General features: G+C 70.0%; 28 protein-coding genes and 2 pseudogenes. 14 read left to right on the top strand and 16 right to left on the bottom strand.

What is annotated here, in order from left to right; genetic code table 11:
• Positions 1 to 206: 206 nt before the first annotated feature.
• From AC559T_RS32640 to AC559T_RS32655, 4 genes are all read right to left on the bottom strand, one after another.
• The gene (locus tag AC559T_RS32640) at positions 207 to 449 is read right to left on the bottom strand and encodes a biotin/lipoyl-containing protein (protein WP_041255984.1); all 243 of its coding nucleotides are present in this window, start codon (positions 447 to 449) and stop codon (positions 207 to 209) included.
• Positions 442 to 1,437, bottom strand: a complete 996-nt coding sequence (locus AC559T_RS32645) for an alpha-ketoacid dehydrogenase subunit beta (RefSeq protein ID WP_083390743.1) — start codon at positions 1,435 to 1,437, stop codon at positions 442 to 444. Before AC559T_RS32645 ends, AC559T_RS32640 begins: the two co-directional genes overlap by 8 nt.
• An 86-nt stretch (positions 1,438 to 1,523) precedes the next feature.
• Positions 1,524 to 2,522 carry a thiamine pyrophosphate-dependent dehydrogenase E1 component subunit alpha gene (locus AC559T_RS32650; protein WP_112107170.1) on the bottom strand — a complete coding sequence of 333 codons (999 nt, stop codon included), beginning with the start codon at positions 2,520 to 2,522 and terminating at the stop codon, positions 1,524 to 1,526.
• Positions 2,523 to 2,580: 58 nt separating this feature from the next.
• The gene (locus AC559T_RS32655) at positions 2,581 to 3,357 is read right to left on the bottom strand and encodes a fumarylacetoacetate hydrolase family protein (RefSeq protein WP_112107172.1); all 777 of its coding nucleotides are present in this window, start codon (positions 3,355 to 3,357) and stop codon (positions 2,581 to 2,583) included.
• A 31-nt stretch (positions 3,358 to 3,388) separates the two neighbouring features.
• On the opposite strand from AC559T_RS32655, the gene AC559T_RS32660 reads away from it, so the two are divergent.
• The 7 genes from AC559T_RS32660 to AC559T_RS32690 all read left to right on the top strand — a co-directional run bounded on the left by AC559T_RS32660 (position 3,389) and on the right by AC559T_RS32690 (position 9,810).
• Positions 3,389 to 3,556: a hypothetical protein gene (locus AC559T_RS32660; protein ID WP_160144298.1), complete on the top strand. Its 168-nt coding sequence runs from the start codon at positions 3,389 to 3,391 to the stop codon at positions 3,554 to 3,556.
• A 113-nt stretch (positions 3,557 to 3,669) separates the two neighbouring features.
• Positions 3,670 to 4,380, top strand: coding sequence for an AraC family transcriptional regulator (locus tag AC559T_RS32665; protein WP_112107176.1), 711 nt, complete (start codon positions 3,670 to 3,672; stop codon positions 4,378 to 4,380).
• A gap of 270 nt (positions 4,381 to 4,650) precedes the next feature.
• Positions 4,651 to 5,937, top strand: coding sequence for an amidohydrolase family protein (locus AC559T_RS32670; RefSeq protein ID WP_498871134.1), 1,287 nt, complete (start codon positions 4,651 to 4,653; stop codon positions 5,935 to 5,937).
• On the top strand, positions 5,934 to 7,154 hold the full coding sequence (locus AC559T_RS32675; RefSeq protein WP_112107174.1) for a CaiB/BaiF CoA transferase family protein: 1,221 nt from the start codon (positions 5,934 to 5,936) through the stop codon (positions 7,152 to 7,154). Before AC559T_RS32670 ends, AC559T_RS32675 begins: the two co-directional genes overlap by 4 nt.
• Positions 7,151 to 7,558 carry a Zn-ribbon domain-containing OB-fold protein gene (locus AC559T_RS32680; RefSeq protein WP_112107179.1) on the top strand — a complete coding sequence of 136 codons (408 nt, stop codon included), beginning with the start codon at positions 7,151 to 7,153 and terminating at the stop codon, positions 7,556 to 7,558. The genes AC559T_RS32675 and AC559T_RS32680 overlap by 4 nt, the downstream gene beginning before the upstream one ends.
• A complete protein-coding gene (locus tag AC559T_RS32685; RefSeq protein WP_498871135.1) occupies positions 7,555 to 8,736 on the top strand; it encodes a thiolase family protein in 1,182 nt (393 codons plus the stop codon). The genes AC559T_RS32680 and AC559T_RS32685 overlap by 4 nt, the downstream gene beginning before the upstream one ends.
• Before the next feature lie 117 nt (positions 8,737 to 8,853).
• Positions 8,854 to 9,810 (top strand): LLM class F420-dependent oxidoreductase, encoded by a 957-nt coding sequence (locus AC559T_RS32690; protein ID WP_498871136.1) that lies wholly within the window; start codon positions 8,854 to 8,856, stop codon positions 9,808 to 9,810.
• Between the two features lie 78 nt (positions 9,811 to 9,888).
• Here AC559T_RS32690 and AC559T_RS32695 read toward each other — a convergent pair whose 3' ends face one another.
• From AC559T_RS32695 to AC559T_RS32710, 4 genes are all read right to left on the bottom strand, one after another.
• A complete protein-coding gene (locus AC559T_RS32695) occupies positions 9,889 to 11,121 on the bottom strand; it encodes a metal-dependent hydrolase family protein (RefSeq protein ID WP_498871137.1) in 1,233 nt (410 codons plus the stop codon).
• 23 nt (positions 11,122 to 11,144) lie between these two features.
• Positions 11,145 to 11,477, bottom strand: a complete 333-nt coding sequence (locus AC559T_RS32700; RefSeq protein WP_071067192.1) for a hypothetical protein — start codon at positions 11,475 to 11,477, stop codon at positions 11,145 to 11,147.
• Between the two features lie 5 nt (positions 11,478 to 11,482).
• Positions 11,483 to 12,754: an aromatic ring-hydroxylating oxygenase subunit alpha gene (locus tag AC559T_RS32705; protein WP_071067177.1), complete on the bottom strand. Its 1,272-nt coding sequence runs from the start codon at positions 12,752 to 12,754 to the stop codon at positions 11,483 to 11,485.
• 143 nt (positions 12,755 to 12,897) lie between these two features.
• The gene (locus tag AC559T_RS32710; RefSeq protein WP_131627653.1) at positions 12,898 to 13,641 is read right to left on the bottom strand and encodes an SDR family NAD(P)-dependent oxidoreductase; all 744 of its coding nucleotides are present in this window, start codon (positions 13,639 to 13,641) and stop codon (positions 12,898 to 12,900) included.
• Between the two features lie 233 nt (positions 13,642 to 13,874).
• Here AC559T_RS32710 and AC559T_RS32715 point away from each other — a divergent pair, with 233 nt between their 5' ends.
• A complete protein-coding gene (locus tag AC559T_RS32715) occupies positions 13,875 to 14,288 on the top strand; it encodes a hypothetical protein (protein WP_498871138.1) in 414 nt (137 codons plus the stop codon).
• Between the two features lie 441 nt (positions 14,289 to 14,729).
• Here AC559T_RS32715 and AC559T_RS32720 read toward each other — a convergent pair.
• Positions 14,730 to 14,873 (bottom strand): annotated as a pseudogene (locus AC559T_RS32720) (Tn3 family transposase); the annotation flags it as partial.
• Positions 14,874 to 15,208: 335 nt separating this feature from the next.
• Here AC559T_RS32720 and AC559T_RS32725 point away from each other — a divergent pair.
• Both AC559T_RS32725 and AC559T_RS32730 read left to right on the top strand, forming a co-directional pair.
• Positions 15,209 to 15,367: a hypothetical protein gene (locus tag AC559T_RS32725; RefSeq protein ID WP_498871139.1), complete on the top strand. Its 159-nt coding sequence runs from the start codon at positions 15,209 to 15,211 to the stop codon at positions 15,365 to 15,367.
• Between the two features lie 65 nt (positions 15,368 to 15,432).
• Complete coding sequence (locus AC559T_RS32730; RefSeq protein ID WP_498871140.1) at positions 15,433 to 15,675, top strand: hypothetical protein; 243 nt, start codon at positions 15,433 to 15,435, stop codon at positions 15,673 to 15,675.
• A gap of 263 nt (positions 15,676 to 15,938) precedes the next feature.
• Here the strand turns inward: AC559T_RS32730 and AC559T_RS32735 are convergent, their stop codons facing one another.
• Positions 15,939 to 16,559: a YdeI/OmpD-associated family protein gene (locus AC559T_RS32735; RefSeq protein ID WP_498871141.1), complete on the bottom strand. Its 621-nt coding sequence runs from the start codon at positions 16,557 to 16,559 to the stop codon at positions 15,939 to 15,941.
• A 129-nt stretch (positions 16,560 to 16,688) separates the two neighbouring features.
• Entirely contained in the window at positions 16,689 to 17,369 is a 681-nt protein-coding gene (locus tag AC559T_RS32740) for a DUF7715 family protein (protein WP_498871142.1), read from the bottom strand.
• Positions 17,370 to 17,664: 295 nt separating this feature from the next.
• On the opposite strand from AC559T_RS32740, the gene AC559T_RS32745 reads away from it, so the two are divergent.
• Positions 17,665 to 18,267 carry a TetR/AcrR family transcriptional regulator gene (locus tag AC559T_RS32745; RefSeq protein WP_071067183.1) on the top strand — a complete coding sequence of 201 codons (603 nt, stop codon included), beginning with the start codon at positions 17,665 to 17,667 and terminating at the stop codon, positions 18,265 to 18,267.
• 36 nt (positions 18,268 to 18,303) lie between these two features.
• Here the strand turns inward: AC559T_RS32745 and AC559T_RS32750 are convergent, their stop codons facing one another.
• The gene (locus AC559T_RS32750; protein WP_498871143.1) at positions 18,304 to 19,710 is read right to left on the bottom strand and encodes an aldehyde dehydrogenase family protein; all 1,407 of its coding nucleotides are present in this window, start codon (positions 19,708 to 19,710) and stop codon (positions 18,304 to 18,306) included.
• Positions 19,711 to 20,117: 407 nt separating this feature from the next.
• Here AC559T_RS32750 and mftD point away from each other — a divergent pair, with 407 nt between their 5' ends.
• The 3 genes from mftD (at position 20,118) to mftR (ending at position 22,814) form a co-directional block, all read left to right on the top strand.
• On the top strand, positions 20,118 to 21,302 hold the full coding sequence (gene mftD, locus AC559T_RS32755) for a pre-mycofactocin synthase MftD (protein ID WP_498871144.1): 1,185 nt from the start codon (positions 20,118 to 20,120) through the stop codon (positions 21,300 to 21,302).
• Complete coding sequence (gene mftE / locus AC559T_RS32760; RefSeq protein ID WP_498871145.1) at positions 21,299 to 22,099, top strand: mycofactocin biosynthesis peptidyl-dipeptidase MftE; 801 nt, start codon at positions 21,299 to 21,301, stop codon at positions 22,097 to 22,099. The genes mftD and mftE overlap by 4 nt, the downstream gene beginning before the upstream one ends.
• Before the next feature lie 112 nt (positions 22,100 to 22,211).
• On the top strand, positions 22,212 to 22,814 hold the full coding sequence (gene mftR, locus AC559T_RS32765) for a mycofactocin system transcriptional regulator MftR (RefSeq protein WP_235013678.1): 603 nt from the start codon (positions 22,212 to 22,214) through the stop codon (positions 22,812 to 22,814).
• A gap of 67 nt (positions 22,815 to 22,881) precedes the next feature.
• On the opposite strand, the gene AC559T_RS32770 is transcribed toward mftR, so the two are convergent.
• The 4 genes and pseudogenes from AC559T_RS32770 to AC559T_RS32785 all read right to left on the bottom strand — a co-directional run.
• The gene (locus tag AC559T_RS32770) at positions 22,882 to 25,230 is read right to left on the bottom strand and encodes a xanthine dehydrogenase family protein molybdopterin-binding subunit (RefSeq protein WP_498871146.1); all 2,349 of its coding nucleotides are present in this window, start codon (positions 25,228 to 25,230) and stop codon (positions 22,882 to 22,884) included.
• Between the two features lie 33 nt (positions 25,231 to 25,263).
• Entirely contained in the window at positions 25,264 to 26,019 is a 756-nt protein-coding gene (locus AC559T_RS32775; protein ID WP_498871147.1) for an SRPBCC family protein, read from the bottom strand.
• A 174-nt stretch (positions 26,020 to 26,193) separates the two neighbouring features.
• Positions 26,194 to 26,664, bottom strand: a complete 471-nt coding sequence (locus AC559T_RS32780; RefSeq protein WP_071067189.1) for a (2Fe-2S)-binding protein — start codon at positions 26,662 to 26,664, stop codon at positions 26,194 to 26,196.
• A pseudogene (locus tag AC559T_RS32785) lies at positions 26,657 to 26,928 on the bottom strand (FAD binding domain-containing protein); the annotation flags it as partial. The pseudogene AC559T_RS32785 and the gene AC559T_RS32780, both read right to left, overlap by 8 nt.

Here is a 26,928-nt window from a genome sequence, read left to right on the forward strand (position 1 = left end):
GCGCGGCCACAGATATTCCTTCTCGAGCTCGAAGAAGGTTCGGTCATAATAGCGCTCACGTGGTACGTGTAACGGGTCCCGCATGGCGAACGGGACGTCACGGGCAGCGTCGGCCCGGCGGTCGTCGGTGACGGCCATCGACATCAACCTCCTCTCAGCGCCGGCCTCAGCTGGTCTGTGCCGGCGTCAGCTGATCGGTTCCGGCGTCAGCTGGACGCGCTGATCGTCCCGATCTCGGCACCGATCTCGTAGACGGTCTCCACCGCGCCGCTCCAGTGCACCGTGCCGGACGCGCCGGCCTGCACCTCGGATTCGACCTTGTCCGTCGCGATGACGAACAGCGGGTCGCCCTCCTCCACGCGCGCCCCCTCCTCCACGAGAAGCTCGAGCAGCTCCGCCTCCGAGATCGCGACCGATACGCGTGGAATGCGGATCGTGAAGTCAGCCACGGGCACCTTCCCTGGTGGTTTTCCACCGCAGCGTCCGGTGGACGGCGGCGATGATCTTTTCGGAATTCGGGTACACCTGCGACTCCAGCGCCGGCGGGGCCGGGTTCGGCACGAACCGGGCACCCACCCGTTCCACCGGCGCCGAGAGCCGGTCGAAGAGCTCGCGCTGAAGAATGGCGACGATCTCCGCTCCGGGGCCGGCGAACTGCACGGCGTCGTGCACCACCACCGCTCGCGTTGTGCGGTGCACCGATTCGATGATCGCCGCCGTGTCGAGCGGAACGAGGGTACGCAGATCGAGTACCTCGGCACTGATCTCCTGGCGCGCGAGCGCGTCCGCCGCGCCGAGCGACTCGACGACCCCCCGGCCGTAGCTGATCAACGTTACGTCGGTGCCGGCACGCTTCACGTCCGCCTGGCCGAGCGGGATCGAGAATCCCGGGTCGACTGGCACCATTCCACGCTGGCCCTGCAGGCGGATCGTCTCCAGGAAGATGCACGGGTCGTCGTCGAAGATCGCGGACGTGAGCAGGCCCTTGCCGTCGCGCGGCGTCGAGGGAACGATGACTTTCAGCCCGGGAATGTGCATGAACCACGCCTCCAGCGACTGCGAGTGCGTGGCGCCGGTGCCGAGTCCGCCGTAGATCTGTGTGCGCACGGTGATGGGCGCGGTTGTCCGCCCCCCGGTCATGAACCGCATCTTCGCCGCGTGGTTGATGATCTGGTCGGCGGCTATCCCGATGAAGTCCATGATCATTATTTCGGCCACCGGACGGAAGCCCTCCATCGCGGCTCCGATGGCCGCGCCCACGATCGCCGCCTCGGAGATCGGCGTGTCGAGCACCCGCTCGGTGCCGTACCTGCTCGACAGCCCGGCGGTCGGGCCGGATGCCCCCGGGTCGGCGATGTCCTCGCCGATCAGGAAGACGCGCTCGTCACGCTCCAGCGCCTGGTCCAGGGCGAGGTTCAACGCCTCGCGCATCGTCATCCGTCGTTCGTCCACGTCCACCTCATTGCCAGGCCACGTTCGATACGGAATGCACGTTCTAAGCGCGCGTTACGGGGGCAGTCGCGCTACGCGGGGCAGTTGCGCGGATCGGCGTACACGTCCCGGTCCAGCTCGTCGAGTGCCGCGGCGGGCGCGGCCAGAACGGCGGCCAGCACTTCGTCGACCGCCGAGACGGCGGCCGTCTCGATCTCGTCGAGCTCCCGCGCACCGCAGACCCCGTCGTCCAACAGACGTGACCGGAAACGCGGGAGCGGATCAGCCGCGATCGCCGCGTCCATCTGCTCCGTCGGGATGTACTTCATCGGATCGCCGAAGTAGTGGCCGCGGAACCGGAACGTCACGCATTCCAGGAGCGTTGGGCCGGCGCCGGCTCTCGCCCGCTCGACGGCCTCCTCCAGCGCGGCGACGACGGCGAGGGGGTCGTTGCCGTCGACGCGGACGCCCGGCATCCCGTAGCCGGCCGCCCGGTCCGCGACCTGGGCGATCTTCATCGTGTGCCCGGTCGGCGTCATCTCGGCGTACTGGTTGTTCTGGCAGACCAGCACCAGCGGCAGGTCCCACAGCGCCGCCATGTTCGCCGCCTCGTGGAAGGAACCGGTGTTCGTGGCCCCGTCACCGAAGCTGGCGACCGTCACCCGGTCGAGGCCCTTGCGCCGTGCGGCCATGGCCAGCCCGACCGCAACCGGGGGCCCCGCGCCCACGATCCCCGTCGACATCATGAGGCCGGAGTCGGGATGCGCGATGTGCATCGTCCCGCCCTTGCCGCGGCCGGAGCCGACCTGGCGGCCCAGCATCTCGCCGTAGATCTCGACCAGCGGCACGCCCTTGCCGATCAGGTCGTGCAGTCCGCGGTACGTCGTGACCAGCTGATCGTCCAGGCGGAGGACCACGCCCACCGCCGCGGCGATCGCCTCCTGGCCCCGTGAGGGCCAGTACACGCACTGCAGCTCGCCCGAGGCGATCCCCTTGCTCAGCCGATCGTCGGCCGCCTTCATGAGCGTCATCAGCTCGTACAGCCGACGCCGCACATCGAGCGCCGGCCCCGCCGCCTGCTCCGTCGTCACAGCCCCTCCTCGTCTAACCCGGTCTCCGGCTGGCGTCGGCCGGGGCGGACTCCTCCGGTCATTGCTCGCTCCCGGCGGCGAGCAGCTGGTTGGTCAGGACGCCGACCTCCTCCACCTCGCACACCATGTGGTCGCCGGCGGCGGCGTCAACGGCCGGCGGTGGCGTTCCGAGCGTGACGACATCGCCGGGGAAGAGGCTGATCCGATGGCTGATGTGACTCAGGATCTCGCTCGGCGCGAACCTGAAATACCGGGTGTCTCCCGACTGGACCTTGCTCCCGTTGAGGGTCCCGGTGATCGCCAGCCCTTCGAGGACGCGCCGTTCGGTGAGATCCCGCCGGATCCACGGGCCCCACGACGCGAACCCGTCGATCGACTTCGCCGTCGCCCACAGGCCGGGCGCCACATATTCGGCCGCGGTGACGTCGTTGAAGACGGTCCAGCCGAAGATGGCTTCGGCCGCTTCGGCCGGTGACGCGCCGCGCAGCGGGCGGCCGACGACGACGGCGAGCTCGGCCTCCATCTGCACCGCCCCGGTCAGCGCCGCGGGCACCCGGATCTGCGCGCGGTCGCCACCGACGAACCCGCACGCCTTGGGCACCCACATCGGCTGGATCCCCGGCGGGCGCGACGTGCCCGGCTCGAGGAAGCCGCCCATCACGGCGATGAGCCGGACGCCGGTCAGGGGCGCGCCGAGCACAAGATCCGCAAGCGGCAGGGACCGCCCGACACGGCGGTACCCCTCCAGCATGCCGCCGGAGAGGAGGTGGAAGCGATCATCCACCACCTCGCCGAAGCACGAGGTGTCGCCCATCAGTGCACGACCGAGCAGCATTGCCAGGCCCCTCTCGCACGGGAGAATCGCGATGGCCGGCGCCGCGAGCCGCGGCCATCCGCTCGGTGGGTTCGCCGGCGGCGCCCTGCGGTTCATCATCGGCGGCACCGCGGTGGCCGTCTTTGCGCATCCGGCCAGATTCGTGCTACTTGCGGTCACCTTGGCGCGCTCCCGCCACTGGACTACCGTCACCCCATGACGCCTGCCGCGGCTACCTCCCCAACCTTGCCCGTTTCGGCCAACGTCCGCTGTGAGGGTGAGGGGGGGCCAGTCATCCGAGCCGGCACGTACACGCTCGAGGTCAGGGACGAAGTGGTCACCGGGTGGCACTCCCACGACCTGCACCAGATGGAGTACGCGTTCGAGGGGGTCGTCGAGGTCGAGACCGCGACGGCACGCTACCTTCTTCCGCCGCAACAGGCCGTGTGGATTCCGGCCGGGACGATCCACTGCAGCACCTGGAGCAACGTCAAGGCCGTCTCGGTGTTCTTCGACCCGGTGATGGGCCTGTCGGCAGGTGATCGGGTCCGGATACTCGCCGCTGCTCCGGTGATCCGGGAAATGGTCCTGTACGCCAGGAGATGGCCGATCAAGAGGACGGCGACGGAGCCCATGGCGGAGGCCTTCTTCGACGCCCTTGCCCACCTCGTCGTCGAATGGCTCGACCACGAGACCCCGCTGTGCCTGCCGACCACTCCCGACCCGCTCGTCGCCGCCGCCATGGACTACACCAACAAACACCTGACCGACGTCTCGCTACCCCAGCTGTGCGCGGCCATCGGGACGTCGGAAAGGTCGTTGCGCCGGGCGTTTCTCGCCGCGACCGGCATGTCCTGGCGCCGGTACCTCCTCGAGAGCCGATTACTCAAGGCCATGGCGCTACTCGCTCAGGACAGCCAGAACCAGACCATAATCACGATCGCCCTCGCCGTCGGATTCCAGAGCGTGAGCGCATTCACCCGGGCCTTCGGCCAGTACACCGGAGAGACTCCCACCGCCTACCGCCAGCGCGTCCGCGGCTGACAGTTCGGTGCTTTCGCCCTCACCGTCGGCGACCGATTTGGCCGCCTCTCCGCACGGCGGAGGCTCGCCGCACGGCGAAAAACATCGCGGACAGTCCCAGACCAGCCACCGGAAAGACACGGCGGGATTACCGGGGCCACGACCGCCCGGCCGAAACGGGCAAGGACTTGGCCGAACCCGCAAAGACGGCCAGGGCACGGGGCCCGATGATGGAACCTACAGGGCACCGCTGCCTCGAATGCCGCAACGGGAAGCAACTGGGGAGGCCCCATGAACATGGACGACTTGATCCTTATCAGCGTGGACGACCACGTGATAGAGCCCCCCGACATGTTCGAGGGCTTCATCCCGGCGAAGTACGCCGACCGGGCGCCCCGGCTCGTCTCGGACGAGGTGAGCGACAAGTGGGTGTTCGGCGAGGGCGAGGCCCGCAGCTCCGGCCTGAACGCGGTGGCCGGCCGCCCGCCCGAGGAGTACGGCCTGGAGCCGGCGCGGCTGGCGGAGATCCGACGGGGCTGCTACGACGTCCACGAGCGGGTCAAGGACATGAGCGCCAACGGCGTGCTCGCCTCCCTGAACTTCCCGTCGATGGCCCGCTTCTGCGGTCAGTTCTTCGCCAGCCGGGCCGACCAGGACCCCGACCTGGCCCTTGCCGTCCTCACCGCCTACAACGACTGGCACATCGACGCCTGGTGCGGCGCGTATCCGGACCGGTTCATCCCCTGTTCGATCCCGCCGCTGTGGGACCCCCAGCTGATGGCGAAGGAGATCCGCCGGACGGCGGCCAAGGGCTCCCATGCGGTCAGCTTCTCGATGAACCCCTACGCCCTCGGCCTCCCGTCGTTGCACAGCGATCACTGGGACCCGTTCTGGGCGGCGTGCGAGGAGACCGAGACGGTCGTTTGCGTGCACATCGGGTCAGGCGCCATCGGCGTGGTCACGGCACCCGACGCCCCGATGAACGTCGAGATCACCTGCGCCGCCATCAAGACCTTCCCGACCGCCGCGGACCTCGTCTGGTCGCCCATCTTCCAGAAGTTCAAGAACCTCAAGGTGGCCCTGTCGGAGGGCGGGATCGGCTGGATCCCGTACTTCCTGGAGCGGGCCGACTACACCTACAAGCAGCACCGTGCCTGGACCCGCCCCGAGCTCGGCGGCCGCCTGCCGAGCGAGATCTTCCGTGACCATGTCGTCACGTGCTTCATCGTCGACGACTTCGGTGTGGCCAACCTCGACCGGATGAACGAGGACATGGTCACCTGGGAGTGCGACTACCCCCACTCCGACAGCACCTGGCCACGTTCACCCGAAGTGGTGATCGACGCCGTGGCGGGACTGACCGACCTGCAGGTGGAAAAGATCACTCATCGCAACGCGATGCAGGTGTACTCCTTCGATCCCTTCCCGATCCGGCCGCGCGAGCGGTGCACCGTCGGCGCGCTGCGCAAGGAGGCCGCCGGCCACGACATCTCGATCGTCTCGCGGGGCACCGTGGAGCGCCGGCTGACCACGGTCGGCCAGTTCGCGCACGCGCACCAGCCCGGCAGAACGGCGTGAGCCCGGCGCCGCTCGCCGGGGCGCGCATCCTGGAAGTCGCCTCGCACGTGTTCGTCCCGATGGCGGGGGCCGTGCTCGCCGAGTGGGGTGCCGAGGTCATCAAGATCGAGCACCCCGAGACCGGCGATCCCTACCGCGGCCTGGTCACAGCCGGTTTACACAAGTTGTGGCACGGCGTGGACGTCCAGTTCCAGGCCACGAACCGGGGCAAGCGATCCGTCGCCCTGGATCTGAAGAATCCGGCCGGCCGGCAGCTGCTGTCCCGGCTCATCGCCGCGAGCGACGTCTTCGTGACCAACCTGCGCGCGGACACCCGCGCCCGGCTGAACCTCGAGCTGGCCGACGTCCGGGCCGACAATCCCGCGGTGATCTACGTACGGGGTACCGCGTTCGGCGCCCAGGGGCCCGACGCCGGCCGGGGCGGGTACGACGCGGGCGCCTACTGGGCCCGCAGCGGAATGCAGCAGATCTTCACCGCCCCCGACGCGCCCTGGCCTGCCATGCCCCGCCCGGCGTTCGGGGACGTGGTCGGCGGGCTGAGCATCGCCGGTGCCATCAGCGCGGCGCTGTACCACCGGTCGACGACCGGCGAACCCTCCACGGTCGACGCCTCGCTGCTGGCGTCCGGAATGTGGCAGGTCCAGATGGATCTCATGAACGCCACCCTCAACGGCCCCGGCGGGCCGGTCGCCGCCCGGAGCCGGTACGAGGCCTCGAATCCGCTGATGCTGCCGTACCGCACGGCCGACGGCCGGGTCATCGTCCTGCAGATGCTCGCTCCCGACCGCTACTGGCCACACCTGTGCAAGAGCATCGGTCAGCCGGCCGCGGCGAACGACCCCCGGTTCGTGGACATGGAGGCCCGCCGCCGCAACGCCCGGGAGTGCGTCGAGTGGCTCGAGGGCGTCTTCGCCGAACGCACCTTCGACGAATGGCGGGCCGTCCTCGCGGAGTTCGACGGGGAGTGGGCGCCCAGCCAGTACCCCCACGAGCTCGCAGAGGACCCCCAGGTGAAGGCCAACGGCCTGTTCGCCGACGTCGATCTCGGCAACGGCCATTCCCTGCCGCTGGTGGCCACGCCGGTGCAGTTCGACCAGCGGCCGAGCCAGCCCAGCCGTGCCCCCGAACACGGTGAGCACACCGAATCCGTACTCCTCGACCTCGGCCTCTCGTGGGACGAGATCGGCGACCTCAAAGCCGGCGGGGCGATCCTCTGACCGGCGAGGACAGGCCCATACCCGTGGTCGACGACGACAGCCGCGACTTCTGGCACGGAGGTGCCCAGGGGCAGCTCCTGATCAGCGCCTGCACCGCGTGCGAACGACTGTTCCACCCGCCGGCGCCGATCTGCCCCGGCTGCTATTCCCGTTCGATCGGGTCCCGGCCGGTCTCGGGCCGCGGCACCGTCGAGACCTACACGGTCGTCCGCCGCCCGTGGGTGCCCGGCTACGAGCCGCCCTACGTCGTGGCCCGGGTGGTCCTCGCCGAGCAGCCCGACCTGCGCCTGCTGACCAACCTGGTCGACTGCGACGTCGAGGCGGTCACGACCGGCATGGAGGTCGAGGTGGCCTTCGAGCAACGAGGTGACGTGTTCGTACCGATGTTCCGGCCGGTCCCATGAGCGCTGACGTCATGAACATCGAGCGCCGGGCGATCGTCTCCGGCATCGGGCGGTCCGCGTCCGGGCGGCGGCTGAACCGGCCCGCGATCGAGCTGACCCTGGACGCCTGTCTCGCGGCCATCGCCGACGCGGGGCTCACCCCGCGCGACATCGACGGGCTCACCTCCTGGCCCGACCACCCCGCCCCGCACGGCTTCGGCGGCCCCCGGGTCGGCGACCTCCACACCCTCCTGCGGCTGGACCTGTCATGGATCCTCGGCTGCGGCGACGGCGCCAACGTCATCGGCATCCTCGGGATCGCCGCCCACGCGGTGGCCACGGGCCTCGCCCGGCATGTGCTGGTCTACCGGACCGTCGGGGAGGCGACCAGCCAGGGGACCGGCCGCCGTCCGGCCGTGATGGCCGGGCCCGGGGCCGGGGCCGCGCCGTGGAAGACGACCTACGGGGTGGGTTCGCCCGTGCAGTTCGCCGCGCTGTGGGCCCGGCACCACTTCGACCGCTACGGCACCACCCTGGAGCAGCTCGGCTGGGTCGCCGTGAACGACCGGCGGAACGCGGCGGACAACCCGGACGCGATCTACCGCGACCCGATGACGATCGACGACTACCTCGCGGCACGGATGATCAGCGAACCGCTGGGCCTGTTCGACTGCGACATCCCGGCGGACGGGTCGATCGCCTTCGTCGTCTCGCACGCCGACCACCGCCGTGACGTCGACCGGCCCGTCTTCTTCGAGGCCCTGGGTGGTGGGCGGCCGATGACGTCGAGCTGGGAGTTCTGGCCGGACTTCGACGTCATGGCCGCGACGAAGGCCGCCGAGCAGCTCTGGTCGCGTACCTCGCTGCGGCCCGCCGACGTCGACGTCGCGGGTCTCTACGACGGGTTCAGCATCTTCGTCCTGCTGTGGCTCGAGGCGCTCGGCTTCTGCGGCCGCGGCGAGGCGGGCCCGTTCGTGGAAGGTGGCACGCGCATCGCCCGCACCGGTGATCTGCCGCTCAACACCTCCGGCGGCCAACTGTCAGAGGGCCGCTACCTCGGCTTCGGCCTGGCCTACGAGACCTTCCTGCAGTTACGGAACCAGGCCGGCACCCGGCAGGTCACCGACGCCGAGGTCGGCCTCGTCACGGGCGGCGGCGGCCCGCTCGCCCAGGCGTTCCTGTTCACCAGTGACCGCTGATTCACCAGTGACCGCTGTTCGCCCAGGACCGCTGTTCACCCAGGACCGCTGACGAAGGAGAAGTGACATAGCGACCTTGTCCCGGGTAATCCCCGTCCCAGATCCCAGGAGGCACCCATGCGAATCGGCCTGATGATCGGTTCCGACAGGGACCGGCAGTACCGGGAGCGGGTGCGCGGTTTCATCGCCGACGCCCAGAGCGCGGAGGAGGCGGGCTTCGCCTCGATGTGGATGCCGCAGATTCCCGGTTACTTCGACGCGCTGACCGTGGTCACGTTGATGGGCCAGGCGACGCGTCGCATCGAGCTGGGCACCGCGGTCGTGCCGGTCCAGACCCGCCATCCGGTCGTCATGGCCCAGCAGGTGCTGTCCACCCAGGCGGTCTGCGAGGGGCGTTTCACGCTGGGGATCGGGCCGTCACACCACTGGATCATCGAGGACCAGCTCGGCCTCTCCTACGAACGCCCCGCCCACCTGGTGCGGAACTACCTCCAGGTGCTGAACGCGGCGTTCGCCAGGCCGGGGCGGATCGACGTCGACAACGACACCTACCGGGTACACAGCCCGCTCGACGTCACCGACCTCGTCCCGACGCCGACCCTGATAGCGGCGCTGGCACCGGTCATGCTCCGCATCTCCGGCGAGCAGACCTCCGGAACCATTCTCTGGATGGCGGACGAGCGGGCCATCGGCGACTATGTCGTCCCGCGCATCACGAAGGCCGCGACCGACGCCGGGCGACCGGCACCGCGCATCGTCGCCGGGGTTCCGGTCGCCCTGTGCCCCGCCGGCGAGGTCGACGCCGCGCGCTCCGCGGCGAACGAGGTCCTCGGGCACGCCGACTACTCGCCCAACTACAAGCGGCTCCTCGACCACGGGGATGCCAGGGACGTCGGCGACGTCATGGCCGTCGGCGACGAATCCGCCATCGTGGAACGCCTGCGCGGCTTCCGCGACGCGGGAGTCACCGACCTCGCGGCCCGCGTGGTCGCGCTCGGAGCCGACCGCGCCGAGCGCGTCGAGTCCCAGCGGCGGACACAGGCTTTCCTCGCGACGCTCTGCTCCCAGATGTGAGCCAGGTGGCGCTGGGACCAGCCGGCCGCGGTCCGATCGTCTGGTCTGGTCCAGCGCCACGCCCGTACTACTCGTTTACTACTCGTTCTTGTAGACGAGACCGTCCTTCATCACGAACCGCACGTCCTGCGTGGCCGTGATGTCATCGGATGGATCTCCGGGAACCGCGATGATGTCGGCCAGCAGACCAGCCGCCAGGCGGCCGCGGTCATCGACACCGATCAGCTCGGCGCTGGTGACCGTGGCGGCCCGCAGCGCCTGCATCGCGGTCATGCCGCGGTCGACCAGAGCCCACAGCTCCTTCGCGTTGTGCCCGTGCGGGATGGCGGGCGCGTCGGTGCCGCACGCGATCCGCACCCCGGCCTCGATGGCCCTACCCAGCGTCCGCCGAGCCCGGGGGAAGACCTCCGCGGCCTTCGCCTGGAGCGCGGGCGGCGCCTTCGAGATGTCGAGGCCTTCCGACAGATAGCTGGTGGGGACGAGGAAGGTCCCGTGGTCGACCATCATCCGGATGGTGTCGTCGCTGGCGAGTGAGCCGTGCTCGATGCAGTCCACCCCGGCCCGGACACAGGCCCGGATGCCCGCGTCGCCGTGGGCGTGGGCAGCCACCTTGAGCCCCGCCCGGTGGGCCTCGTCGACGATGGCCGCGATCTCCTCGTCGGAGTACTGCTGCGCGCCGGCGGCCGTGCTGTGCGACATCACCCCGCCCGACGCCGAGATCTTGATGACCCCGGCACCGTACTTGATCTGGTAGCGGACCGCCGCGCGCACCTGCGGGACGCCGTTGGCGATTCCCTCCTCGACGCCCAGCGGCATGATGTGCGGCGCGAGCCGCTGGAACATCGTCGGGTCGAGGTGCCCGCCGGTGGGCGTGATCGCGTGACCGGCGGCCACGATCCGGGGCCCCTGCGCCCAGCCCGCCTCGATCGCCCGGGCCAGGTCCACGTCCAGCAGGTACCCTCCGGTCTTGACCATCAGCCCGAGGTTGCGCACCGTCGTGAAACCGGCCAGCAGCGTGGTACGGGCGTTCACCGTCGCCCGCAGGGTCCGGTACACCGGGTCGTCCTGGACGCCGTGCAGCGGGTTCGGCAGGCCCGTCGGGTTCTCGGGGCCACCGAGGAGGAGATTGATCTCCATGTCCATCAGGCCCGGCAGCAGGGTGAGATCGCCCAGATCGATCTCGGTCGCGTCGGTGGGCGGTGCGGCCGGGTTCACCGCGGTGATGCGGTTCCCCTCGACCACCACGATCGCGGGCGACCGCACCGTCCCCGCGTCGACGTCGACCCAGCGCGCCGCGCGCAGAACGGTCACGCCGGTAGCACCAGGTACGCCGGTCACGGGACCGGCTCGATGACGCAGTCGACCGCGGCGGCGCCGGAATCGGGAATCCGCGGCTGCTTCCACGCCTCGACCGCGAAGGACACGCTGATCATCGAGTACAGCAGGTGCAGGAGGTTCAGCGCCGTCTCCGGCATCTCGTCCAACGGAAAACGGTCGCAGTACGCGATCGCGGCCTCGGCGCGTGGGGTGATCGCGTCGTAGAACTCCTGCATCTCCGGCATCGAGCCGGCGAGCCGTCTCCCGTAGCGCTCGGCCTCCGTCGCCAGGCACCAGACCGTGGCGTAGGGCTCAAGATCGGCGAACTCGCCCGGCAGCAGGGTCGGCATCGGGCTCACGCCCCCGCGCCGTTGTGCTGGTATTCCCCGACCCAGTCGGCCGCGACCTTGTGCAGGTGCCGGCAGAGAACCTCCTGGTCGTTCAGCGGGAACTCGGCGACAGCCCGGGACTCGAGCATCGACTGCGTCGCCTCCAGCGTGTTGGCGTCCTGCAGCGCGTACTCCTTGAAGGTCACCGCGGCCATCTCGCGGGCAACCCGGTCCCGCGCGTTCCGGGAGGGAACGAAATACAGGTTCCCCTCGAAGGTGTGCGTGTTGTGCGACGTCGGCCAGTAATGGTAGGTGAGATACCAGCCACCCGCCCAGATCAGAATCACGAAGTTCGGCCAGAGATTGAACGAGTCCAGACCCCACGGCTCGCAGCCGGCCGGGTTGAGACCCGCCGGCATCTTCTCGACGCCGAGATCCGGTTCGTCCCAGGGCCCGAAAAGGCCGCTGCGGGTGATGTCCTCCATCGGCTTGCGCATCTCCGGATCCAGTTCCCACGCCTTGATACCGGCCGTGCTGACCAGCCGATGCGGGCCGTCGATGCGGTAGTGCGGCGCCTCGAACCCCGCCTGCTGCGCCGCCGTCGAGAACTTCGACGGCGTCTGCCGGGCGTGCAGAATGGGCGCATGGTAGAACTCCTGGAAGGCGTCCATGAACAGCTTCCAGTTCGCGCCGACCTCAGCGCGGTAGTAAAAGCGCTCGGTCATCGTGTCGAACGGATATCCGCCGAGCGCGGTGACCATCGGGCCGAGGAAATCGGGCAGCGACTGTTCGGGCTCCTTCGCCAGATTGACGAAAATGAATCCGGACCAGACGTCGCAGTGCACCGGGACGAGGCCGAAGTCCTTCTTGTCCAGGTTGAAGAACTCGCCCTCCTGCTGCACGAAGGTGGCGGCGCCGTCCAGGCCGTACCGCCAGCCGTGGTACTTGCAGGTGAACTGGCGACAGCTACCGGCGGTCTCCTCCCGCGGGAAGTCGTTCCACACCAGCTTGTTGCCGCGATGGCGACAGATGTTGTGGAAGGCCCGGACCTGACCGTCGTTGTCGCGCACGACGACGATCGAGGCCCTGGCGGCCTCGATCTCCTTGGTGAAGTAGCTCCCGCTGCGCGGTAACTGCTCGACCCGGCCCACGTTCAGCCAGGCACGCCTGAAGATCGCATCCCGTTCCAGCGCGTAGAAATCGGGCGAGATCGAGTCCTCGTACGACACCAGCCCCGTTCCCAGCTCCGGGTAGTGTTCCGTCCAGCTTCCCTCAGCCGGCTTCGGCCATCGTGCCACAGTCATTCCTCCGTTTCGGGTGGGTCCGCTGCCGGACGCGGATCCGGCTCCGGGTCAGCTCGGTGGGTCGGCCTGTGGGTCGGCTCTGTCGGGCACGGCTGCCAGGTGGCGGTACGGGGGTCGGCGCGGCATCGGGCCCGCCGTCACATGACACTCCCGCCGTTCACCCCGAGGACCTGGCCGGTGATGAAACCGGCGCCATCGGAGCAGAGAAAGGCGCAGGCGGCGGCTATGTCATCACCCGTCCCCAGCCGGCCCACCGGGATCGCGTTCACCAGGACCCCGCTGTCCGGCAGGTCGCCGGCCGCCTGGGCGCTGCGGGACATCGGTGTGTCGATACTCGACGGCGGGATGCTGTTCACCGTGATCCCGAACGACGCGTACTCCCGCGCGAGGGCCTTCGTCATGGCGATGACGGCACCTTTGGACGCGGCGTAGTGGACCATGCGGGGCGAACCCCGCTGAGCGCTTGACGACGAGAGGGTCACGATACGACCCCACCGCGCCGCGACCATGTCAGGGATCACAGCCTGAACGCAGTGGAAAGTCCCGGTGAGATTCACCTCGATCACCCTGTTCCAGGACTCGAGTGTGATCTCGGCAAAGGGCTCGAACGCCGCGAGCCCCGCGCTCGTGACCAGTATCTCCACCGGGCCGAACTCCTCGCGGACCTGGCTCAGCGCGTTCTCCACGGCCGGACGGCTGGTGACGTCGACCTCGCACGCCAACGCCTCCGCCCCGTCCGCGGCCAGCTCCTTCGCGGCCTGCCGCGCGGCCGAACCGTTGCGATCGACCACGGCGACTCTGTGGCCCCGGTCGGCGAGATGCCGGCAGATGGAAAGTCCCATCCCCGACGCACCGCCCGTCACCACGGCGACCCGCTTCATCTGGAACCGCCCGCTGCCCGTGACGGCGCGACGGCGACGAAGCGCGCCGCGCCTCCTGGGCAAAGGTCGTGCTCCACCGCTGAGACCGCGGCCGAGACCCACGAATGGTGGCTCGTGAAGTCAGCCATGCGCACCCACCTTCGTCGTCGCCCGTCGCGGAGTCCGCCGGACCGCCGCGATGACGCGCTCGGAACTCTGCATACGACAACGGCACCGGGCCCGGGCGGCGCCGTTTGCCGGCTTTTCCGGCCGATGCCGCCTGCTTCCCGAGTTCGCCGACGGTGCCCTGCCGGCTCATCATCGCCGCCACACCCTTGGCCGTCTTTGCATGTCCGGCCAATTCTGTGCTGGTTTCGGCCGCTGACCGGCAACCGATGCCCGTGGTCGACGACCCGCAGCAGGCAAAGGTTCTGGTCCCGCGAAGGATGTTCCGCGGCATTCGCCGGTTCGACCGGCTGTTCCGCCTGCTGCTGAGCGAGGGCGATCGCGTTCCCGAGATCCGTGACACACTCGGCGCCGCGCTGACCAGCCAGAGCGAGCCGCTGCCGCGGAAGGACCACCCGACCACCGTCATGCTGCTGGCGGCGTGGGACGGATACCACTTTTTCGGCCTCGTACCAGCCCCGCTGTTGCGGGGGTACCGATGACGACTTCGTCGAGGAGCTGGCCACGTCGGCGGACGGCTGGATGCCGGAGCTCATCATCGAGCCGCCGGCGGAGGGTGCGCAGCCGTAGCGGCTCCGGCAGTCCGACCGGAGCCGCCGGCCTTTCCTCGCCCGGTGCTCACCGGCTCACCTGGATATAGGACGGGCTCGGCATCCCACGACTCGCGCGGTTCCGACACCAGGCCACGTTCATGCCACAGCGCCGGCGGTTTCGGGGCGCTCGGGTGCGCGGTATCCGGGTCCCGGACGGCGCACACGGTGCCTCGTGCCGTCGCGGCGCACGCCATGACGAAGCCCTCCTCGTACGCGGCCAGCTCCGGCCCACACCGCCGGTGCGGGACGCGCGGGATCATCGGTCCCGTGACTGATCCCGCTCCCCTGGCCGACGACGATCTGGCGGAGGTGCCCGGCCAGTGCGGCTGCGGCGGCGAGGTAGCGGGTGTTCCACAGCACGACAGCGTTGAGGACCAGGCCCAGCGCGCCGAGCTGGTCTTCCTGGCCTTCCCGGTAGGCCTGGCGCAGTTCCCCGCGCTGCCCATGGAAGATCTTGCGGGCCAGGCGGTGGTGGGATTCCTGGAAGGTGAACTGGGTGTGGACCGCGCGGTTGAATGTCACCATGGCGCAGGCGGTATAGGGGGCGGGGGAGCCAAGTGATTAGTCCGGGTGACGCGGGGCGGCGGATGAGTGTGGGGGAAATCGCCGCCTTGGTCTCGGCGATTGTCGCCGTGGCTGGTCTTCTGTTAGCGGTGTTCGGAGTACCGCTCACCGGTGGTTCATCACTTAACCAGTCCCTCGCCTACGGTGCCGGTGCCCCCGTGACCTCGGGCGTTTCCGAGACGCCGGCCGCACCGGCCTCATCCGCGTCGACCACGCCGACCGGTCCGGAGGCGTCTCCTCCGCCCGTGTTGCCAAGTGGCTGGCGCCGTGTCAGCGCACCCGGTCTCAGCGTCACCTTCGCCGTTCCGGACGGCTGGACTCAGGTGGTCGACAACGATCTCCAGAGCACCTGGCACTCCCCGAACGAGGGCTACGCCATGAGCGTCAAGCGGGACACCTCGTAGGATCGACGCCCGAGGCTGCCTCTGCCGGACAGCTCGCCTGGTACCGCGACACGACCGAGTCCTCCATGGCCGACCTCACGGTCGTCACCCACCCGACCCGGCAGAGCGGCAAGGACGCCCTCTGGCTGGAAATCGACTATCACTGGGCCGGCCAGGCCGAACCCCGTAAGCGTGTCGAGCTGTTCGTCGCGGGCAAAGCAGGCCATGTCTACCAGCTGCTCTTCGACACCGCTGCCACGCCCACGAAGCTGGCGGCCCAACAGCAACTGTTCGCTACCGCACGCGACCAGCTACTGATCGACACGTGAGTACGGCGCGGAGGTGCGCACCTGCCTGGTATGACTCCCCCGGTCCAAGAATCAATTGAGGATCTCAAGAAGGCTCCAGAGATCACCCAGAAGATCGTAGGGAGATCTCACTGCGGACCGCGGACCTCACGGTCAGCCAGGTCGTGCCCGGCCCGTCCGTCTCCAAGCTCGTAAAGCACGTCGAAAGTCGGTTGGTCACCCCGAAGCGGACTTGGTGCAGCCGCATCACGTCGTCGTCACGCAGGCCGCGGCATCCGACCCGGTCACTGCGGGTAAGGCGTCTCGCCGCGTTCGAGCATCCCGACGAGCGTCGCCAGGCGATTCGCCCGGCTCGACGGACTCGGCGCGGTCATGATCCTGTGCAGGACCGCATAACGGTTACGGCCGTTCAAACCCGCGAACGCCGACGCCGCAGCCGATGAGGCGGTCAGCGCGGCCGCCAGGTCATCCGGGACCTGCGCCCTCGCAGCTCCCGGATAGGCCCGGTCCCAGCGTCCGTCCGCCTTCGCGCCCTCGATCTCGGCGTGCCCGCGGGGACGCATCCGGCCTTCCTCCGTCAGACGCGTCACGAGGCCGATGTTCCGCTCGGACCACAGCGAGGCCCTGCGGCGTGGGGTGAACCGCTGCCGGAAGGTCATCGCATCCATGCTCTTCTTCTGCCCGTCGATCCAGCCGCTGCACAACGCCTCCTGGAGCGCGAGGTCGTAGCTCAGCGAGGTTGGAGACGTGGTGCCCTTCTTCGCCAGCAACAGCCACACCCCGTCGGAGACGGCCTCGTTCACGTCCAGCCATGCCCGCCACGCCGCGGCATCGGCGACGACCAGCATCTCCGGCTCGGCGCTGGTTCGCGACTCCGCTCCGGCCGCCCCGTCACCCGCGTTCATGGGCTTCATCGTATGGACGGCGCCGACATGACCTGCAGACGATGAGCACGGCCGGGGTCACGTCAGCGGATTCCTGCGCCCGGGCCACGGCGCTCTGCCGGGCTGATGTGCGACTATCCGGCGGGCTCCTCAGCCGGCCGGTTCTCCGATCATGTTGGTGGGGACGTCGCAGATCAGGTACGGAATGCGGGTCTCGCAGGGGCGGCAGGAGTGAGCGGTCCAGGAACAGCTGGCGCCCGTGCCCTTCCAGACCCGCATGTCGCGGTAGTCCGCGTCCTTGGGGCCGTCCGGGTCGTCGAAGACCTCCACGCTCTCTCCGATGAACACCATCTCACTCATGTGAACGTACTCGACGGGCTTTCCTACGGGTTTCAGCTCGGGCAGCGCGGGCAGGAGCTTCATCGCGGCGCACGGTTTGTGCAAACCCTTGGTCTTCGGGTCCAGCATGACCTTGGCGCCGGTAATGGTGGTCCATTCCGCACCGACCGCGGGCATCTTCGGATCAACGATCTGCCAGGCACCCCCGGTGTCGAGTCTGCGTTCCGCCACGGCACCGACGGGCCAGTCATGGACGAGTCGAGCCATCCCGGCAGCCAGTGAATCAGCGGACACGGTAACCCAGCCCTGGTCGACGAGGCTCGCCCGTAGTGCATCGAGGTAGGAGCCGCGCGTCAGCATGGCGATGTCGCGGACCATCGCGGTTGTCGTCGCACGGTGCGAGGACAGTCCTCCGAACGAGCGACCGCAGCCGCATCCCTGCTGTTCGTGGCCGCAACCCGGGCCCGTGACGACCTGGCAATCTTCTGGCACGGTCGGCCAAGCCCGTCCCTTGCCGCCGTGCAGAACACCGGATCCTGATAAGGGATACCAGGGGAGCCCTCTCCGCGATCTTTGTCGGGGATTACCAGCGAGCGATCGCGCGGCAGGTCACACCGCCACCCTCGCCTGTCACCCACCGTCAGGGGACGTCGGCGTGCGCCAGAGGCTCGCCGGGGCAGCCATCGGGACGATCGACCCAGCTGCGCCGGATCGGTGAGACTCTCCCCACGTCGCGCTGAACAAAAGTTCAGCATGGCTGCGTGCCGGCGTCAACCAGAATGAGGACATGACCACGCCACGCCGTACCGGCACCGAGAGCTCGAAGACTCGCGTGCTCCTGCTCGACGCCACCGAACGACTGATGCGAAACGAGGGTTACGCCGCGGTGAGCTCACGCAGTGTGGCCAGCGCGGCCGGCGTCACACCCGCACTGATCCACTATTACTTCCCGACATTGGATGACCTGTTCCTCGCTCTCTTCCGGCGCGGCGCCGAGAAGAACCTCGAACGTCAGAGACGCGTCCTGACATCACCTCAACCGTTGCGCGGACTGTGGGAGTCCAGCATCGAGCCCGCGGGCACGTCGCTGCTGACCGAGTTCATGGCGCTCGCGAACCACCGCAAGAGCATCCGCCAGGAGATCGCGGAGTACGCGAAGCAGTTCCGGCGCCTGCAGACCGAACTCCTCTCGAGCCGGCTGGAGGAGTGCGGAGTCGACCCGGCCCAGGTCTCACCCACCATCATCCTGTTCATGATCGGAGTCGTCAGCCGTGGCTTCGTGGCGGAGGACATGCTCGGGATCACCGACGGCCACACCGAGGCACTGGCTCTCGTGGAACGGTTGTTGCAGCGTTTCGAAACCTCGACGGAGGCCGGCAGCGAGCCATGACAGCAGTCGAACGTGCCGGCCAGTCTGACGGCGGCCTCAGCCTCTGGCGCGGTGCTGGACCTGGATGTCGGTGTAGCCGGCCAGTCCCCAGGGGCCGTTCTCCACTCCGAGTCCGCTCCACCTCGCCCCGCCGAAAGGCTGGTGAGGCCCGAGGGCGACATGGGCGTTGACCCAGGCGGTTCCGCACTCCAGCCGCTCGGCCACGGCGCCGGCCCGGTCGGGGTCCGCGGACCACACCGACCCCGAGAGTCCGAAGGTCGTCGCGTTGGCCCGGGCCACGACCTCGTCGACGTCGCGGTACGGGAGGATCGGCAGCACCGGGCCGAACTGTTCCTCGTCGACGATCCGGGTGCCTTCCACCGCCCCGGTGATCACGGTGGGCTGGAAGAAGTAGCCGGGGCCGCCGACCGGGGCCCCGCCGGTGAGCGCGGTCGCGCCGCCCGCGAGCGCGTCGGCCACGAGCTCGCCGACCCGCTCGTACTGCGGCCGGTTCTGGACCGGCCCGAGCTCGGTGTCCGGATCCATGCCGTCACCGACCCTGGCCGCCGCGACACGGGCGGCGAGGGCGTCGGCGACCTGATCGTGCAGCGCCTCGGGGACGTAGAGGCGTTTGATGGCGGAGCAGACCTGCCCGCTGTTGTCGAAGGCGCCCCGGAACAGCTTCTCCACGATGGCGGCGGGGTCGACATCATCGAGCAGGATCGCGGGATCGTTGCCGCCGAGCTCTAAGGTGAGGCGCTTGAGGTCTGGGGCCGCCGAGGCGGCGATGTGCTTGCCGGTCGCGATCGACCCGGTGAAACTGATCTTGCGCGGGGTGGGGTGCGAGGTCATCCACCTACCCAGCTCGTCTCCCCCGGACACGACGTTGAGCACGCCCGGCGGGAACACCTCGCTGAGGATCTCGGCCATCAGCAGGGTGCTGCGAGGCGTGAACGGTGACGGCTTGAGCACCATCGTGTTCCCGGCGAGCAGCGCAGGCGCGATCTTCCAGGTCGCCAGCATGATCGGGAAGTTCCACGGGGTGATGGCCGCGACGACCCCCACCGGGCGGCGCACGACCTCGACGCGGGCACGGGCGTCGTCCTGGATGACCTCTCGAGGTATCTCCAGCTGGGAGAAGTACTTGAGCCAGTAGCCGGCTCCGAACGCCTCCCTTTTCGCCGACTTCAGGGGCTTGCCCTGCTCGGCGGTCAGGACCGGGCCGATCTGGTCCGCCGAGGCCGTGAGTCGATTCGCGGCCTCGGCGAGGGCGGCCCGACGCGCGTCCTCGTCCCCGCGCCAGCCGACGAAGGCCTTCGCCGCGGCGTCGAACGCCTCGTCCAGCTGCTCCGCGGTGCAGTCCGGAGCCTGCGCGTGGACCTCGCCCGTCGCCGGGTTCACGACACCGAAGGTCGACCGGGCAGCTCGACGCTCCCCGCCTATGATCATCGAGACGTCGGGCATGATCCCCTCCGCATCCCTGCCCGAAGTGCTGGTGACGCACCGTCGACCGCACTAAACAGCTGTTTAGTGCCACCCGGATCCGCGCGTCAAGGGACATACGACCGGCGAACCGCGCGGGGCGCCCCGCCAACCTGGCCCTGACGCAACCGCGGGATCAGGTCGCCCGATTTCGGGACAGGGCTTCATTTTAGCCCCGAGTGTCATTAATGTTCTCGCATGCCGGGGACAGCGGCTCCTCGCCGGGAGGAGGCCGCGGGCAGGACGCGCTGGCTGATCCGCTCCGGCGCGCGCCGGCGGCACCGCCGGTCTCGGCGTGTGCCGAGAGCCCGCTGGCCGGGTTCGCCCCCCGCCTGCTGAGACGAGATCGCACTCGGCTGCTCCCGTGGGAGCGCCGCGAAAGGTGGAGCATGAGCAGCACATGGTTCGAGTCGGTCGCCGAGGCACAACGGCGTGCGCGGCGCAGGCTGCCGAAGTCGGTGTACAGCGCGCTGCTGGCCGGCTCGGAGGCCGGCGTGTCCTACCGGGACAACACCGCGGCGTTCGACGAGCTCGGCTTCGCGCCGCACGTGGCGGGGCTGTCCCCCAAGCGTGATCAGCAGACCACGGTCCTGGGCCAGCCGATCTCCCTACCGGTGCTCATCTCCCCGACCGGGGTGCAGGCGGTGCACCCCGACGGCGAGGTGGCGGTCGCGCGGGCCGCCGCGGCACGGGGCACCGCCATGGGCCTGTCCTCGTTCGCCAGCAAGCCGATCGAGGACGTCATCGCCGCCAACCCGCAGACGTTCTTCCAGATGTACTGGATGGGCACCCGTGACTGGATGATCCGGCGGATGGAGCACGCCCGGCAGGCCGGAGCGGTCGGCCTGATCGTCACCCTGGACTGGTCGTTCTCGCACAGCCGCGACTGGGGCAGCCCGTGGATCCCCGAGCGGCTCGGCCTGAAGACCATGGTCAAGCTGGCACCCCAGGGCGTGTCCCGGCCCGCGTGGCTGCTCCAGTACCTGCGCACCGGACGGCTTCCCGACCTGAGCGTGCCGAACCTGGCCGAACCCGGCCAGCAGGCCCCGGTGTTCTTCGGCGCGTACGGCGAATGGATGCAGACACCCCCGCCGAGCTGGGAGGACATCGCCTGGCTGCGCCAGCAGTGGGACGGGCCGTTCATGCTCAAGGGCGTCTCCCGGGTGGACGACGCCCGCCGCGCCCGCGACGCCGGGGTCAGCGCGATCTCGGTCTCCAACCACGGCGGCAACAACCTCGACAGCACTCCGGCCCCGATCCGGGCCCTGGCCGCGGTCGTGGACGCGGTCGGTACCGACGTCGAGGTGCTCATGGACGGGGGCATCCGCCGGGGCGGGGACGTCGTGAAGGCACTCGCGCTCGGCGCGCGGGCGGTCATGATCGGCCGCGCCTACCTGTGGGGCCTGGCCGCCGGCGGGCAGGCCGGGGTCGAGAACGTCCTGGACGTCCTGCGCAACGGCATCGACTCCGCCCTGCTGTCCCTCGGGCACTCCTCCATCCACGAACTGACCCCGGACGACGTCCTGGTACCCGACGGCTTCCCCCGCACGCTCGGCGCGGCGCCCGCGCGATGACCACCGGAGCGGGCAGGACGGACACGGGCCGGGCAGGCGCGGCACGAACGGACGCGGGCCGGACGGGACTGTCGGGGCAGGCCTGGACCGACATCGCCGGCAGGCCGCTCGTCCTGGTGCCGGTGGGGTCCTGCGAGCAGCACGGGCCGCACCTGCCCCTGGTCACCGACACCACGATCGCGGTCGCGGTGGCCGAAGGCGCGGCGCAGCTCCTCCTCCGGCGGCGCCCCGCCGAACCCGTCCTGGTCGCACCACCCCTCACCTACACCGCCAGCGGTGAGCACCAGTCGTTCGCGGGCACGATCTCCATCGGCGGCCCGGTCCTGCACCTGGTACTGGTCGAGCTGATCCGCTCGCTGTCCACCTGGTCCGGCCCGGTGGTGTTCGTCAACGCCCACGGCGGCAACCTGCGTGGCCTCACCGAAGCCGTCACCCAGCTGCGCGAGGAACGGCACGACGTGGCGTGGGTGCCGTGCGAAGCCGACGCCGCCGACGCGCACGCCGGGTTCACCGAGACCTCGCTCATGCTCCACCTGGCACCCGACCAGGTGGACATGACCCGGGCCGCAGCCGGTAACACCACCTCCCTCGACGAGCTGCTACCCGCCCTGGTCACCGGCGGAGTGGCCGCCGTCGCCCCGTCCGGGGTGCTCGGCGACCCGACCGCCGCCACCGCCCAGGAAGGAGAGCGCATCCTGCGCCGGATGGTCGACAACGTGTGCGAGCTGATCCACAGCGGCGAGGCCGCCAGCGACGGGCGCCTGCGCCCGCCCCTGCCCGCGGCGCCACGGCTGTGAACGCGGGGCCCGACCCCGGACGGCCGACGGGCATCACGGCGCGCCCTCGTCCCGGGCGCAGCGGGAGACCCGACGTGACCCGCGGATGTCACAGCGCCCATATTTTGTACGCGTGGCCACCCCATCGAAACGGCCGAAGGGCCGCCCACCCGTCACCGATCACGCCGCGATCGAGCGGGCGGCCTTCGCGGTGTTCACCGAGCGGGGGTTCGACGCCACCACCCTGGACGCGATCGCCGACGCCGCGGGAGTCGGGCGCAGGACCCTGCTCAGGTACTACCCGTCCAAGAACGACATACCCTGGGGGCAGTTCGACGAGAGCCTCGTCGAACTGCAGAAGTCCCTGGCCGGCATGCCCCGTGACATCCCCGTCCACGAGGCCGTGCACCGCGCGGTGCTCGCCTTCAACCACGTGGACCACGAGGCCGCGGCCCAGCACCGGCAACGGATGACCCTGCTGCTCAGAACACCCACGCTGCAGGCCCACTCCGTTCTCAAGTACCGGCGGTGGCGCGAGGTCATAGCCTCCTACGTCGCCGAACGTCACGATCTGACCGCGGACGACCTGCTGCCGCGTACCGTGGGCCAGGTCACCCTCGCGCTCGCCCTGTCCGCCTACGAACAATGGCTGGAACACGAGGACAGGACGATCGAGGAGTTCCTCGACGAGGCCCTGCGCGGGCTGCGGGGATACTTCGCCGGCTCGCCAGGGTGACGCTCGCCCGGCGACGAACCGCACCGCCCGAATGGCGACGACCGGCATTCGGCCCGGTGTCGGTCTCCTATCCGGCCGTCCGTTCGTCGAGGAGCGCGACGATCGCCGCCGGCGTGAGCGGAAGGCGGGTGACGGAGACGCCGAACGGCGCGAGTGCGTCCGCGACCGCGTTGATGACGGCCGGGGGCGCGCCGATCGCGCCGCCCTCACCGACGCCCTTGTACCCCCCCGGGCCCGGCCCCGGCGTCTCGACGTGCACGTGCTCGATGAGCGGCACCTCGGCGATGGTCGGCAGCAGGTAGTCGATGAACGTGGTGGCGACCGGGTTGGCGTCCTCGTCGTAGGCCAGGTGCTCGTAGAGGGCCCCGCCGATGCCCTGCACGGTCCCGCCGTCGATCTGGCCCTCGACGACGCTCGGGTTGATCCGCGGGCCGCAGTCCTCGCTGACCAGGTAGCGCAGGAAGGTGACGACCCCGGTCGTGGTGTCCACCTCGCAGGTGCAGACGTGGGTGGCGTTGGCCCACAGCATCGGTGCCTGCGCCTGGTACCGGCCGCTCGCCTCCAGCCCGGGCTGCACACCGGGCGGCAGCGCGGCGGGATCGAAGTACGCCAGGTTCGCGATCTCGGCGAGCGACAGGCCGATCGAGGGGGTGCCGCGCACGGTGGCCCGCCCGTCCGCGAGCTCGATGTCCTCGGCCGCCGCCTCCAGGCGGTGCGCCGCGATGGCGATGATGCGCTCTCGCAGCTCGCCCGCGGTCACCCCGACCGCGCCAGCGATCATCGAACCGCTGCGGCTGCCGCCGGTCCCCCCGCCGAAGGGCGTGATCGCGGTGTCCCCCTGGATCGTGTTGACGTCGCTGATGTCGACGCCGAGCGTGTCGGCGGCGATCTGCACGGCGGTGGTCTCCAGGCTGTTGCCCGTCGAGCCGCCGGCGAGATACACGTTGACCGTGCCGCTCGGCTCGACGCGGACCGTGGCGCCCTCCGTCGCGTAGAAGCCCATCGCGGAGGTCGTGGGCTCCACGTAGCTGCAGGTGCCGATACCGATGTAACGGCCGTTCGCCCGGGCCTCGGCCTGCTCGCGGCGGAACGCGTCGTAGTCGAAGTGCTCCAGTGCCTTCTCGAACACCTCGCGCGGGGACATGTGGTCGTACGGCATGTGGCACGGGTTCACGTACGGCATGTCCGAACGGGCCAGGAAGTTGCGCCGGCGCAGCTCGACGGGATCGATGCCCATCCGCCGCGCGGCCACGTCGAGCAGCACCTCGCGGGCGACGGACTCGTACTGCCACGGCCCCCGGTAGGCGCTGCGACCCAGCGTGTTGGAGAACACCGACGTCGTCGACCAGGCCGCGGCCGGGACGCGGTAGGGGCCGGGGAACATCAGGCAGACCGCGGCGGCGGTGCCCACCGGCCACGGGGTGGGATAGGCGCCCACATCCTGGACGTGGTCGATCTGCGCCGCGAGAATCACGCCGTCCTCGTCGAAGGCGAAGCGCATGGCCCCGTGCTCGTGGCGCGCGGAGTTGGCCGCCATGAGGTTCTCCCGCCGGTCCTCGATCCACTTGACCGGCGCCGGCACCTTCCGCGCGACGAGCAGCATGCACATGTCCTCGCGCAGAGCCAGGACCTTCTGGCCGAAGCCACCGCCGGCATCCCGCATGATCACGCGGATACGGTGCTCCGGCAGGCCGAGGAGCCGCCCGGCGAACGCCCGCAGCTCGTGCGGCGACTGCGATGCCGCCCAGATCGTGAGCTCGCCGCCGGACCATTCCACGACGATGCCGCGGGTCTCCATCGGGACGGGCGCGTACGCCTGCTGGTAGATCGTCTCCTCGACGACGAGCGCCGCGGTGGCGCACACCTCGTCCACCTGATCCGTCGCGCCGCTGTCCAGCCGGCCGGCCACGTTGTTCGGATACTGCCCGTGCACAAGCTCCGTCGACTCCTGGGCGTCGACGTAGTACACGACCGGCGGCAGCGGGTCGTACTCCACGTCCACCAGCTCGACGGCGTCCTCCGCGATGTAGCGGTTGTCCGCGATGACGAGCGCGACGGGATCACCGACGAACCGGACCTCGTCCTGGGCGAGCGCCGGGCGCGGGGTGTCCGGGCTGTCGCGGCCGACGATCGCGTACCACTGCTCGCGGATGTCGGGGTTGAGGTCCGCGGCGACGAACACCGCGTGCACGCCCTCCAGCTCCACCGCCGCCGAGATGTCGATGCCGACGATGCGCGCGCGGGCGAACGGGCTGCGCACGAAGCACGCGTGAAGCATCCCCGGACGCATCACGTCGTCGACGTAGGTTCCCTGCCCGGTGAGCAGTCGTGGGTCCTCGACCCGGTTCACCCGGGTGCCCGCGTAACGGGCGGCGGTCGGCGTGGCGGTGGCTGTCGTGGCAGCGGGGTTGCCCATGGCGCCCTTCGAACGGTAGTGGAGAGGCGGAACTCAGCCGCGACCCTGGCGGAACAGAGAGCTCAGCAACCAGCCCGCGACAAAGGCCACGAGGACCGGGGCGAGGCGCTTGACGACCGGTGAGCCGGCGGCGTCGAACAGGTTGACGGGCTCGGGTTCGGGCTGGTGGATGGTGCGTGCCCCGGGGGCGGCCGGGGCGGGTGCCGGCGGGAGCCCGGGACCGGGGACCGCGGGTGCGGGTTCGACCGGCCCGCTCGCCGCGCCCGTGGCCGGCGCAGCCGCCGGGACGGGGTCCCCGGCGGTGGGTGAGGCGGGGGTGGGTGAGGCGGGGGTGGTGGTGGTGTCGCCGCGGAGCACCGTGGACTCCAGGGACTCGACGAAGCGCCCAAGCAGGTTGGCGCTGACGTCGCTGATCACACCTCGGCCGAACTGGGCGACCTTCCCGGTGATCTTCAGGTCGGTGAGCACGCTGACCTGGGTGCCGGTGCCGTCGGGGGCGAGCGTCACGGTGATGGTGGCCGACGCGTTGCCCTGGCCGCGGGTCTCCCGGCCGTCGGCCTTCAGGACGGCCCGGTGGGCGGCCTCGTCACGTTCGAGGAAGGTCGCCGTGCCCTTGTACTGCGCGGTGACCGGGCCGACCTTGACCTTCACGATGCCGCGGTACTCGTCGCCCTCCACCTCCTGAAGCTGGGCTCCCGGCAGGCAGGGCGCGATGCGTTCGAGGTCGGTGAGAACCGACCAGGTGACGGCCGGGCTCGCGTCGACGCGGAACTCGTTGCTCAGATCCATGATCTCATTCACCGACAGGCAGGTAGGGCCCACGACCAGGGGCGGACAGTGGTGGACAGGCCGGCCCCGGGCGGAGGGCCGGCATCGACAGGAACGGGCGGCCGACCGCCACGGCATCCCCCGGGGACCGGGCCGCGGGCGTCCCGCCCGTGCGGCGGCGCGGCCGACCGCCGATCACGGTGTGTTACCGGCCGCGGCCCGTACCGCCTTGAAGATCCCCTGGTAGCCGGTGCAGCGGCAGATGTTGCCGGACAGGCCGGCGCGGATCTCCTCGTCGGTCGGGTCGGGGTTGTCCCGCAGCAGGGCGGTGACCGACACGACGAAACCCGGCGTGCAGAACCCGCACTGCAGGCCGTGGTTCTCCTGGAAGGCGACCTGTACCGGCGAGAGGTTCTCCGGTGTGCCGAGGCCTTCGATCGTGGTGACCTCGCGGCCCTCGGCCTGCACCGCGAGCACGAGGCACGCGCGCACCGCCGCACCGTCGAGCAGCACCGTGCAGGCACCGCACACCCCGTGCTCGCAGCCGAGGTGCGTGCCGGTCAGATGGCAGTGCTCCCGCAGGAAGTCGGCGAGCGTCAGCCGTGGCTCCACCCGCCCGCGGCGCTCCAGGCCGTTGACGCGCAGCCTGATCTGTACTTCATCCATCGTGAGCCTCCCGGAGCGCGCGCTGCCAGGCTCGGGTGACCATCGCGGCCCCGACGCGCCGGCGGTAGTCGGCCGAGCCGTGCAGGTCGGCCGGAACGGACTGGAGCGTCGACATCGCGGCCCGCCCGACCTCGACAGGGTCGATCTCGCCGGCCGCAGTGCCGGTCACGGCCTGTTCGGCGGCGGTGGCGCGTTCGGGCGTGGAGCCGAGACCGAGCAGCCCGATGCCGCAGCGGCGGACACGGTCGTGGCCCGCGGCGGCGC

It is taken from the genome of Frankia sp. Hr75.2 (assembly GCF_949319125.1).
Lineage (GTDB): Bacteria > Actinomycetota > Actinomycetes > Frankiales > Frankiaceae > Parafrankia > Parafrankia soli.

What these genes read in the sequence shown, in the direction of transcription:
- AC559T_RS32645 (WP_083390743.1), bottom strand. Translation starts at nt 1,437, where the DNA reads ATGACGATGCGCGAGGCGTTGAACCTCGCCCTGGACCAGGCGCTGGAG.
- AC559T_RS32655 (WP_112107172.1), bottom strand. Translation starts at nt 3,357, where the DNA reads ATGCTGCTCGGTCGTGCACTGATGGGCGACACCTCGTGCTTCGGCGAG.
- AC559T_RS32660 (WP_160144298.1), top strand. Translation starts at nt 3,389, where the DNA reads ATGGCCGGCGCCGCGAGCCGCGGCCATCCGCTCGGTGGGTTCGCCGGC.
- AC559T_RS32670 (WP_498871134.1), top strand. Translation starts at nt 4,651, where the DNA reads ATGAACATGGACGACTTGATCCTTATCAGCGTGGACGACCACGTGATA.
- AC559T_RS32685 (WP_498871135.1), top strand. Translation starts at nt 7,555, where the DNA reads ATGAGCGCTGACGTCATGAACATCGAGCGCCGGGCGATCGTCTCCGGC.
- AC559T_RS32690 (WP_498871136.1), top strand. Translation starts at nt 8,854, where the DNA reads ATGCGAATCGGCCTGATGATCGGTTCCGACAGGGACCGGCAGTACCGG.
- AC559T_RS32700 (WP_071067192.1), bottom strand. Translation starts at nt 11,477, where the DNA reads ATGCCGACCCTGCTGCCGGGCGAGTTCGCCGATCTTGAGCCCTACGCC.
- AC559T_RS32710 (WP_131627653.1), bottom strand. Translation starts at nt 13,641, where the DNA reads ATGAAGCGGGTCGCCGTGGTGACGGGCGGTGCGTCGGGGATGGGACTT.
- AC559T_RS32730 (WP_498871140.1), top strand. Translation starts at nt 15,433, where the DNA reads ATGGCCGACCTCACGGTCGTCACCCACCCGACCCGGCAGAGCGGCAAG.
- AC559T_RS32735 (WP_498871141.1), bottom strand. Translation starts at nt 16,559, where the DNA reads ATGAACGCGGGTGACGGGGCGGCCGGAGCGGAGTCGCGAACCAGCGCC.
- AC559T_RS32745 (WP_071067183.1), top strand. Translation starts at nt 17,665, where the DNA reads ATGACCACGCCACGCCGTACCGGCACCGAGAGCTCGAAGACTCGCGTG.
- AC559T_RS32750 (WP_498871143.1), bottom strand. Translation starts at nt 19,710, where the DNA reads ATGCCCGACGTCTCGATGATCATAGGCGGGGAGCGTCGAGCTGCCCGG.
- mftD (WP_498871144.1), top strand. Translation starts at nt 20,118, where the DNA reads ATGAGCAGCACATGGTTCGAGTCGGTCGCCGAGGCACAACGGCGTGCG.
- mftE (WP_498871145.1), top strand. Translation starts at nt 21,299, where the DNA reads ATGACCACCGGAGCGGGCAGGACGGACACGGGCCGGGCAGGCGCGGCA.
- AC559T_RS32770 (WP_498871146.1), bottom strand. Translation starts at nt 25,230, where the DNA reads ATGGGCAACCCCGCTGCCACGACAGCCACCGCCACGCCGACCGCCGCC.
- AC559T_RS32775 (WP_498871147.1), bottom strand. Translation starts at nt 26,019, where the DNA reads ATGGATCTGAGCAACGAGTTCCGCGTCGACGCGAGCCCGGCCGTCACC.
- AC559T_RS32780 (WP_071067189.1), bottom strand. Translation starts at nt 26,664, where the DNA reads ATGGATGAAGTACAGATCAGGCTGCGCGTCAACGGCCTGGAGCGCCGC.